The sequence below is a fragment of the Citrobacter sp. wls757 genome, assembly GCF_005280935.1.
Taxonomy (GTDB): Bacteria; Pseudomonadota; Gammaproteobacteria; order Enterobacterales; family Enterobacteriaceae; genus Citrobacter; species Citrobacter portucalensis.
The window spans coordinates 52297-61185 of the sequence record NZ_SZWU01000034.1 but is presented as its reverse complement, the minus strand read 5'-3'; the positions used below and the strand labels follow the sequence as shown (position 1 = coordinate 61185).

At 53.8% G+C, this 8889-nt stretch carries 9 protein-coding genes; all 9 read right to left on the bottom strand.

The window, feature by feature from the left end; genetic code table 11:
• Window positions 1–40: 40 nt before the first annotated feature.
• Entirely contained in the window at window positions 41–1558 is a 1518-nt protein-coding gene (gene purF, locus FDW94_RS08750) for an amidophosphoribosyltransferase (RefSeq protein ID WP_003028127.1), read from the bottom strand.
• Window positions 1559–1591: 33 nt separating this feature from the next.
• Complete coding sequence (cvpA, locus tag FDW94_RS08745) at window positions 1592–2080, bottom strand: colicin V production protein (RefSeq protein WP_003028129.1); 489 nt, start codon at window positions 2078–2080, stop codon at window positions 1592–1594.
• Window positions 2081–2293: 213 nt separating this feature from the next.
• Window positions 2294–2962 carry a cell division protein DedD gene (gene dedD / locus FDW94_RS08740; RefSeq protein WP_003834793.1) on the bottom strand — a complete coding sequence of 223 codons (669 nt, stop codon included), beginning with the start codon at window positions 2960–2962 and terminating at the stop codon, window positions 2294–2296.
• Window positions 2952–4220 carry a bifunctional tetrahydrofolate synthase/dihydrofolate synthase gene (folC, locus tag FDW94_RS08735; RefSeq protein WP_137377455.1) on the bottom strand — a complete coding sequence of 423 codons (1269 nt, stop codon included), beginning with the start codon at window positions 4218–4220 and terminating at the stop codon, window positions 2952–2954. The genes dedD and folC overlap by 11 nt, the downstream gene beginning before the upstream one ends.
• A gap of 192 nt (window positions 4221–4412) precedes the next feature.
• Entirely contained in the window at window positions 4413–5327 is a 915-nt protein-coding gene (gene accD / locus FDW94_RS08730; RefSeq protein WP_003834797.1) for an acetyl-CoA carboxylase, carboxyltransferase subunit beta, read from the bottom strand.
• Window positions 5328–5476: 149 nt separating this feature from the next.
• Entirely contained in the window at window positions 5477–6136 is a 660-nt protein-coding gene (locus FDW94_RS08725) for a DedA family protein (protein ID WP_003028140.1), read from the bottom strand.
• Between the two features lie 24 nt (window positions 6137–6160).
• Window positions 6161–6973: a tRNA pseudouridine(38-40) synthase TruA gene (truA, locus tag FDW94_RS08720; RefSeq protein ID WP_137377454.1), complete on the bottom strand. Its 813-nt coding sequence runs from the start codon at window positions 6971–6973 to the stop codon at window positions 6161–6163.
• Entirely contained in the window at window positions 6973–7986 is a 1014-nt protein-coding gene (locus FDW94_RS08715; RefSeq protein ID WP_008785360.1) for an aspartate-semialdehyde dehydrogenase, read from the bottom strand. Before FDW94_RS08715 ends, truA begins: the two co-directional genes overlap by 1 nt.
• Before the next feature lie 68 nt (window positions 7987–8054).
• A partial coding sequence (locus FDW94_RS08710; RefSeq protein ID WP_249358360.1) for a DUF3410 domain-containing protein occupies window positions 8055–8889 on the bottom strand: 835 nt, incomplete at its 5' end.

The window sequence follows — 8889 nt, the reverse complement described above, 5'->3', positions numbered from 1 at the left end:
AAGCAAGGGCGCAGGTTGCGCCCTTGCTTGCGAGCAAACATTAACCTTCGTTGTGCATCTCAAGGTTTTCCGCTTCGTTCTGACGCAACACCGCTTTGGCATCGTCATTACGCAGGGAGTCGAGGAAATCGAGATATTGCTGGTCGACGTCTTTGGTAACGTACACGCCGTTAAACACTGAACATTCAAACTGCTGAATATCCGGGTTCTCAGCACGGACAGCTTCAATCAGATCGTTCAGATCCTGGAAGATCAGACCATCTGCGCCGATTATCTGGCGAATCTCGTCCACTTCACGACCATGCGCAATCAGCTCCGTCGCCGTAGGCATATCGATGCCATAAACGTTCGGGAAGCGAATTTCCGGGGCGGCAGAGGCCAGATACACCTTCTTCGCGCCAGCTTCACGCGCCATCTCGATAATCTGTTCTGAGGTGGTGCCACGCACGATGGAGTCATCCACCAACAGCACGTTTTTATCACGGAATTCCGCACGGTTAGCGTTCAGCTTACGGCGCACAGATTTACGACGCAACTGCTGGCCCGGCATGATAAAGGTACGGCCCACATAGCGGTTTTTCACAAACCCCTGGCGGTACGGCTTACCGAGAATGCGGGCAATTTCCAGCGCGATATCACAGGAGGTTTCCGGGATTGGGATTACTACGTCGATGTCCAGATCTTCCCACTCACGGGCAATTTTTTCGCCAAGCTTAGTCCCCATATTCACACGGGCGCTGTAGACGGAAATCTTGTCGATAAAGGAGTCAGGACGTGCGAAGTAAACGTATTCAAACAGACATGGATTGCTCACCGGGTTATCGGCACACTGACGGGTAAACAGCTGGCCTTTTTCGGTGATGTACACCGCTTCGCCAGGTGCTACGTCGCGCAGGAATTCAAAGCCCAGCGTATCCAGCGCTACGCTCTCAGACGCCACCATGTACTCGGTACGGCCATCGCCAATATCGCGTTTGCCCATCACCAGCGGACGGATACCGTTAGGGTCGCGGAAGGCAACCATACCGTGACCGATAATCATCGCCACGCAGGCATAGGCGCCGCGAATCTGGCGGTTGGTTGCCGCAATGGCAGCAAAAATATTGTCGGCTTCCAGCGGGTAATGGCGGAAGTTATCCAGCTCGCTGGCGAAAATATTCAGCAGAATTTCAGAATCTGAAGTGGTATTGATGTGGCGGCGCTTTTCTTCAAACAGCTTTTTACGCAACTCATGCGCGTTGGTCAGGTTGCCATTGTGGGCAAGCGTAATGCCATACGGTGAGTTGACGTAAAAAGGTTGAGCTTCGGAGGCGCTGGAGCTGCCAGCCGTTGGGTAACGCACATGACCGATGCCCATATTGCCCTGCAAACGCTGCATATGGCGCGCTTCAAAAATATCGCTCACCATTCCGTTTGCTTTACGCAAGCGGAAGCAGTTGTTGGCATCAATGGTGATGATGCCCGCAGCATCCTGACCACGATGCTGGAGCACCGTTAACGCGTCATAAATCGACTGGTTTACCGGCATAACACCGGCGATACCGACAATACCGCACATACGTCTTTTCCTCGTTCAGCAACGACCCAAAGTTTATACTTTGGGCAAGAAACTTGACGAGCTTTGCAGATAGTCAAAGAACCATCTGATGATGAAACTGAACTGCGGGATCAGCTGTGACTTACCCCAGTCTTCACTTTTTGACAGACCGGTAAAGGTATCGAGAAAGAACAGTATGGCGGCGACGATCAACGCTCCACGCAAAGCACCGAAGCAGATCCCCAACACCCTGTCGGTACCCGACAGTCCTGTTTTCTCTACCAGTTGGCCTATCACAAAGTTAACGATAGCGCCGACGATAAGTGTCGCGATGAACAGTATCGCGATAGCAATCCCATTTCGAACCAGTTCGTCTTCAAAGCCCGTAAACCAGACAGACAGGTAAGTGTAGTAATGGCTGGCGACAAAGAAAGCACAACCCCAAGTCACCAACGATAATGCTTCACGAACAAAGCCACGGATCAGGCTAACCAGACAGGAAAAACCAATCACCGCGATAATGGCGTAATCAATCCAGACCATATGTGTCCCACGATTTTACGCCCTGTCGTCCTGTTCGGGGCGCATTCTAACAGAAAAAGAAAACGTTTGCGTAGGGATTTCCTTTCCACGCGTAAATAAAAATGGCGCTGAAAAAATCTTCAACGCCATACGATTTTATGCCTCTTCGGGCACTGCCGGATGGCGGTGTAAACGCCTTGTCCGGCCTACATCAGAGCAACGTAACGCAATCCCTTAGTTAGGGGTATACCCCATCACCACCCCGCTCAAACCAGAGATCTTCTGCAGCTCGCCCAGCGAGTTCTTCAGCTTATCTTTGGAGGCGTCAGGTCCTACGAGAATGCGGGTTATTTTACCCTGCACCGGCGTTGACGGGGAAGTATATACCCGGAAGCCCGCGCCACGAAGTTTACCCACGATCTCATTGACCTTATCCGCGTTTTTCAATGCACCGAGCTGTACAACATACGCTTTGCCGGTTGGGGCTGGCGCTTCCTCAGCGGCCGGTTTCGGCGCTGGAGTCGGTGCCGGCGTTGGCGTCGGGGCGACAGCAACAGGCTGCGGCTTCGGTTTAGGTTTCGGTGGTTCCACAGGCGCAGGGACAGGATCTAACTCTGCGCTGTTTGCCGTCGTCAAACGTGATGGATCCAACGATGGCGCGGCAGCATCACCCGCACGCACCTCTTCTGCCGCCCCTTCCGGCGGCTGAGTCGGCAGCGCCTGCGTTGCTGCAGGCATCATGTCTGGTTCATCGCGATCGCCGGGTTTAGGCACCAGTGGGATCGCTGCAAATTCATCCTGATAATGCTTTTTCTGGCCGTCAAGCAGCCCGGGAAGCACAATTACCCCGAGCGCGACCAGCACAATTGTGCCGACTAATCGGTTCTGAAACTTACTCGCCACCGCTTCTCCCCACGTCTATTACTTCCATGACATGTGCGACAGTGTGAAACGATCCACACACCAACACGGTATCTTCTGGCTTCGCCTCAGCAAGTGCCGCAGCCCATGCCTGCGCCACGCTGTCATAAGCGTTGCCTTTGCCCAGGTGCTCCAGCAGCTGTTCTGCCGTTGCACCACGCGGCCCTTCCAGGGGCGCACAGTACCAGTCGTCAACCACACTTTTCAGCCAGGCCAACGTACCTGCAATATCTTTATCATGTAGCATACCGATAACCGCAAGTACACGCCCGCTTTTCACTAACTTTTTCAGACGTCCGGTCAGATACTCCGCCGCATGCGGGTTATGGGCAACATCAAAAATCACCCGCGGCGACTCGCTCACAATCTGGAAGCGTCCCGGTAAAATCGCTTGTTCGATACCGTCACGAATGGCCTGCTCGCTGACGTTAAGACCGCTTGCGCGCAGTGCGGCCAGTGCGGTTGCAGCGTTAGGTTGTGGCACCTGCGGCAACGGCAGGTGCGTCAACGTTCCATGAGCGTCCGTAAACGACCAGTCATTCTCCGTGACCGCATAGCGCCAGTCCACACCGCAGCGCTGCAAAATCGCCCCGCTCTCCTGAGCGACATCCGCGATGGTGTAAGGCATTTCCGGTTCGCCGACGATGGCCGGTTTCTCTGCGCGGAAAATCCCTGCCTTCTCACGACCAATACTTTCGCGATCCGGGCCCAGCCAGTCAGTATGGTCAAGCGCAATACTGGTGACTACTGCGACATCGGCATCGACGATATTGGTGGCGTCAAGGCGGCCGCCTAACCCCACTTCCAGAATAACAACATCCAGTTGGGCCTGTTTAAACAGCCAGAGTGCCGATAACGTACCGTATTCAAAGTAAGTCAGGGAAATGTCACCACGTGCGTCTTCAATCTCAGCAAACGAGGCGGTATGAGCTGATTCCGGCAGTTCACGCCCCTGCACGCGTACGCGTTCCGTGTAGCGCACCAGATGAGGCGAACTGTACACCCCAACTTTATAGCCTGCCGCAGTCAGCACAGATTCCAGCGTACGACAGGTTGTGCCTTTCCCATTGGTTCCTGCCACCGTAAAAACAAATGGCGCAGGTTTCAACACACCCAGTTTACGCGCCACCTGGCTGACGCGTTCAAGGCCCAGATCGATGGTTTTACTGTGCAGGTTTTCAAGATAAGAAAGCCACGACGCCAGGGGCGACGCGGCTTGAGGGATACGTTTATTGTCCATGATGCCTGTAGATTCTTTACGTTGAGAAAAGCAAAAGGGCAGCGCCAACCGGCCTGCCCTTTTTTACACGTCGTTTTCCACGTTGCAGATGTGTTGGCTGTACTCGCTCTCCCGAATCACTTAACGGTGTAAGTTCATCGGGATTAACACTCTTGTCGCCTGCCTGCAACCCGAAACCCATAGCGTAAACTATCAGGCCTCTGGTTCCTGATCGGGAACCGGAGGTACCACTTCGCCTTCACGCGGCTCATCCGGATTCGGCGCGGGAAGATTCATCAGCTTCGCCAGGATGCTTGCCAGTTTCAGGCGCATTTCCGGACGGCGAACGATCATATCGATAGCGCCTTTTTCAATCAGGAACTCGCTGCGCTGGAATCCCGGCGGCAGTTTCTCACGTACGGTTTGCTCGATAACACGCGGACCAGCGAAGCCGATCAGTGCTTTCGGTTCTGCAATGTTGAGATCGCCCAGCATCGCGAAGCTTGCGGAAACACCACCCATTGTTGGGTCGGTCAGTACAGAAATATACGGTAAACCGCGTTCCTGCATTTTCGCCAGCGCAGCAGAGGTTTTCGCCATCTGCATCAAAGACATCAGCGCTTCCTGCATACGCGCCCCGCCAGAAGCGGAGAAGCAGATCAGCGGACAGTTGTCTTCCAGCGCCTGCTCAACGGCACGGACAAAACGCGCGCCGACCACAGAGCCCATGGAGCCGCCCATAAACGCGAACTCGAATGCCGCAGCAACGACCGGCATACCGTGAAGTGTGCCTTTCATCACCACCAGCGCATCTTTCTCGCCAGTTTCTTTCTGCGCAGAAGCCAGTCTGTCTTTGTATTTTTTGGAGTCACGAAACTTCAGCACGTCTTTCGGCTCAAGCTCGCTACCCAGTTCCACAAGAGAACCTTCATCTAACAGGCTATGCAGGCGATTGCGCGCCGACATGCGCATATGATGGTCACACTTCGGACAGACCTCAAGATTACGTTCCAGCTCAGCACGGTATAAAACCTGACCGCAGCTATCACACTTGGTCCACACCCCTTCAGGAATGCTTGCCTTGCGGGTGGGAGTAATGTTGCTTTTAATTCGTTCAATCCAGCTCATTGGTGACCTTTCTGCCTGAACCCTAGTCAGCTTTGTTATAAGGGGCGCATAATGCCATTTTTGCCCCTAACAGACCATGAATGTTGCACATTAAAACATAACAGCCCGAAACTTTGGATAAAAAAGTGGTCGAACCGCTGAGTTACTTTCTATTTTGCAGCCCGTGACGCAGCACGCTTATGGCGAATTACTTCAATCACCCCCGGCAATACGGAAAGGACGATAATCGCCACAATCAATAATTTCAGGTTTTCCTGGACGATCGGCAGATCGCCGAACAGGTAGCCTGCGTAGGTGAACAACAATACCCACAGCAATGCGCCTACGACGTTATACATCGCAAAGTGACGGTAGGACATATGTCCCATACCGGCAACAAACGGCGCAAATGTACGCACGATTGGCACGAAACGCGCCAGGATAATCGTCTTACCGCCATGACGCTCGTAGAACGCATGGGTTTTATCCAGGTAGCTGCGGCGGAAAATTTTGGAGTTCGGGTTACTGAAAAGTTTTTCCCCGAACAATCGGCCAATAGTGTAGTTCACCGCATCGCCCACAATCGCCGCCACAATCATCAGTGCCACCATCAGATGAACATTAAGATCGTTGGTTGGCAGCGCAGAAAGCGCACCCGCAACAAACAGCAGCGAGTCCCCTGGCAGGAATGGTGTCACCACCAGCCCGGTTTCACAGAACAGGATCAGAAACAGAATGGCATATACCCAGATACCGTATTCCGCAACCAGCTCCGCCAGGTGCACATCAATGTGCAGGATAAAATCGATAAGAAAGTAAATCAGGTCCATAGTTTTGCCTTTATACGACTCAAATTAGTCCGCCAGAAATAGCGGGCCCATAGGCGGTTTTGGCAGGTCGAACCGGTCCGGGTAATCTACTGCAACCAGATACAGTCCTTCCGCTTTCGCCGTTGCCGCTGCCAGCGTTCTGTCCCTTGCCGCTAACAGTTCTGCTATCCAGCTCTCCGGCTGGTTGTTGGCGCCAACTTCCATCAGGCTGCCGACAATATTCCTGACCATATGATGTACAAAGGCATTCGCTTTAATATCCACCACCACATATGCACCGAAACGTTCGACGTTAATGTGCATCACGTTTCGCCACGGCGTGCGCGACTGACACTGCACCGCTCGAAACGAGGTAAAATCATTTTCGCCAATCAGACACTGGGCCGCACGATGCATACGCTCAGCGTCCAGCGGTTCATAGTAATGGGTTACCCCTTTACCCAAAACCGCAGGGCGCAACCGATGATTGTAGATGATGTAGCGATAACGGCGAGCCGTGGCGCTAAATCGGGCATGAAAATCATCGGGTACAGCTTTAACCCAGCGCACGGCGATGTCACCAGGTAAATTCGCATTTACCCCCAGTGTCCAGGCCGCATCTTTACGCTGGGCAGTGGTTTCAAAATGCACGACCTGCCCAGTGCCATGAACGCCCGCATCCGTGCGTCCTGCACAAAAAACATTGATGCGTTCATTCGCCACCTGAGAGAGCGCTTTTTCCAGTTTTTCCTGAACGCTACGCACTTCGTTCTGGCGCTGCCAGCCATAATATTTGCTGCCGTCATACTCAATGCCCAGCGCAATTTTATGGGTTGACGGCTGTTGCTGGTCAGACATTAGTACAGGTACTCCTGCACCAGTTTTTCCGCTATTTTCACCGCCATTAACGCGCCGCCAAAGCGAACGTTGTCCGCCACAGACCAAAACTGAACCTGCTCTGGCATACCGTAATCATTATGCACGCAGCCAATAGAAAGGTGCGGCGTGCCCGATGCATCGCCAACCTGGGTCGGGAAATCGGTCTCTTCCGACAACACCACGTCTTCACCGCGTGAAAACGCATCGCGCGCCTCTTCCGCCGCCAACGGGCGCAGGGCCTCAAAATTCACCATCTGCGCGTGGCCATAAAATACCGGGGACTGCACGATGCTGGCAGAGATGAGCAGACCGTCATCCTGCATAATTTTGCGCACTTCATCAACGATACGACGTTCTTCACGCACGCTACCTTCACGATCGGGCAGCAGCGGCAGCATGTTGAATGCCAACTGACGGCCAAAGAAATCATCTTCGTCAATCGGGATACCGTTAAGCAGTTTTGCACTCTGTCCGGCCAGCGCATCCACCGCTTTTTTGCCATGAGCGGAAGCTGAGATAATATTGGTCACCGTAATACGCGAAAGCCCACCGTCATCAATCAACGGTTTCAGTGCAGACAGCAGTTGGCTGGTCAGACTGTTAGGCACCGCAATCACATTGCGGTTACGGTAATCCGCCAGCACGAACGGGTTAACGTCCGGAACCACCAGCGGAACGTCTGGCTCAAGCGCGAACAGACCGCTGCTGTCGATCACCAGGCAACCCGCATTAGTGGCTTCTTCTACCCAGGCGGCGGTGGCTTCAGCGCCCGCAACAAAAAATGCCAACTGCGCCTGCGTCCAGTCAAAGTCTGCAACGTCCTGCACTATGACCGATTTACCGTTAAAACGCAGATGTTCGCCGGCGCTTTCATTACGCGCCAGCGCATAAATTTCACCGACCGGGAACTGGCGTTCAGCCAGCGTATCGAGCAGGGCTTCGCCTACGGCGCCCGTTGCGCCCAGAATGGCAATATTCCAGCCTTCAGACATGGTGATTTACTCCAAGAAATACGTAAGCGTCCCTGTCGCATTATTCGACAGGGAGCATTAAGAAGACATTAATGTGCCGGATGATGAACAGCGTTAAAACCCAGCTTACACAATAAGGCAGCAGCCGTTGCGTCGTCACACATCACATATAAAGACGACCATTCACGACGCTCAAGGTAATTTTTACGCAGTTTATCAAACTCACCCGGAATTCCAGCGACTTTGCGCAGCGGCGCATCATCGCGGCGCACATCATACACTAAATGCACCAGCCTTTTCAGCGTTGGCTGATCTAACGGGCCATGCAGGGTGATACGACCAAATTCCGGCGCGGGTAACAGGGTACTGAGCGCAACGTGCTGCTCGTGACCAATAAACTTACTATAGGCCTCAAAGACCTGCGTGGTGCCACGCGCTTTTCCTTCGAGGGTATACCCGGCAATGTGCGCCGTGCCGATATCGGCTTTCTCCAGCAACGCCACATTGAGATCCGGCTCTCCTTCCCAGACATCCAGCACAACGCTCAGCGACTGACCGGCATTCAATCGGTTCAGCAATGCCGTATTGTCGATGACCGGCCCACGGCAGGCGTTGATCAAAATAGTGCCCGGCTTCAACCGGCTAATCAGCGCGTCATCCGCCATGTGCAGCGTTTTGTACGGCCCGTCTTTAAACAGCGGGGTATGGAAAGTCAGCACATCGGCTTGCTCAACCAGTTCATCCAGCGAGCAGAAATTGCCTTCGTCACCGCGATCGGCTCGCGGTGGATCGCACAGCAGCGTGCGGATCCCCAGCGCTTCCAGACGCGCCTGCAAACGCCCGCCAACGTTACCCACACCCACAATGCCTACGGTGCGATCGCGTAACGCAAACCCGTCGCGCTCCGCCAGCATCAGTAACGCT

Excerpts from the sequence above, each read along its gene's own strand:
- FDW94_RS08715 (WP_008785360.1), bottom strand. The coding sequence starts at position 7,986 with ATGTCTGAAGGCTGGAATATTGCCATTCTGGGCGCAACGGGCGCCGTA.
- truA (WP_137377454.1), bottom strand. The coding sequence starts at position 6,973 with ATGTCTGACCAGCAACAGCCGTCAACCCATAAAATTGCGCTGGGCATT.
- FDW94_RS08725 (WP_003028140.1), bottom strand. The coding sequence starts at position 6,136 with ATGGACCTGATTTACTTTCTTATCGATTTTATCCTGCACATTGATGTG.
- folC (WP_137377455.1), bottom strand. The coding sequence starts at position 4,220 with ATGGACAATAAACGTATCCCTCAAGCCGCGTCGCCCCTGGCGTCGTGG.
- accD (WP_003834797.1), bottom strand. The coding sequence starts at position 5,327 with ATGAGCTGGATTGAACGAATTAAAAGCAACATTACTCCCACCCGCAAG.
- cvpA (WP_003028129.1), bottom strand. The coding sequence starts at position 2,080 with ATGGTCTGGATTGATTACGCCATTATCGCGGTGATTGGTTTTTCCTGT.
- purF (WP_003028127.1), bottom strand. The coding sequence starts at position 1,558 with ATGTGCGGTATTGTCGGTATCGCCGGTGTTATGCCGGTAAACCAGTCG.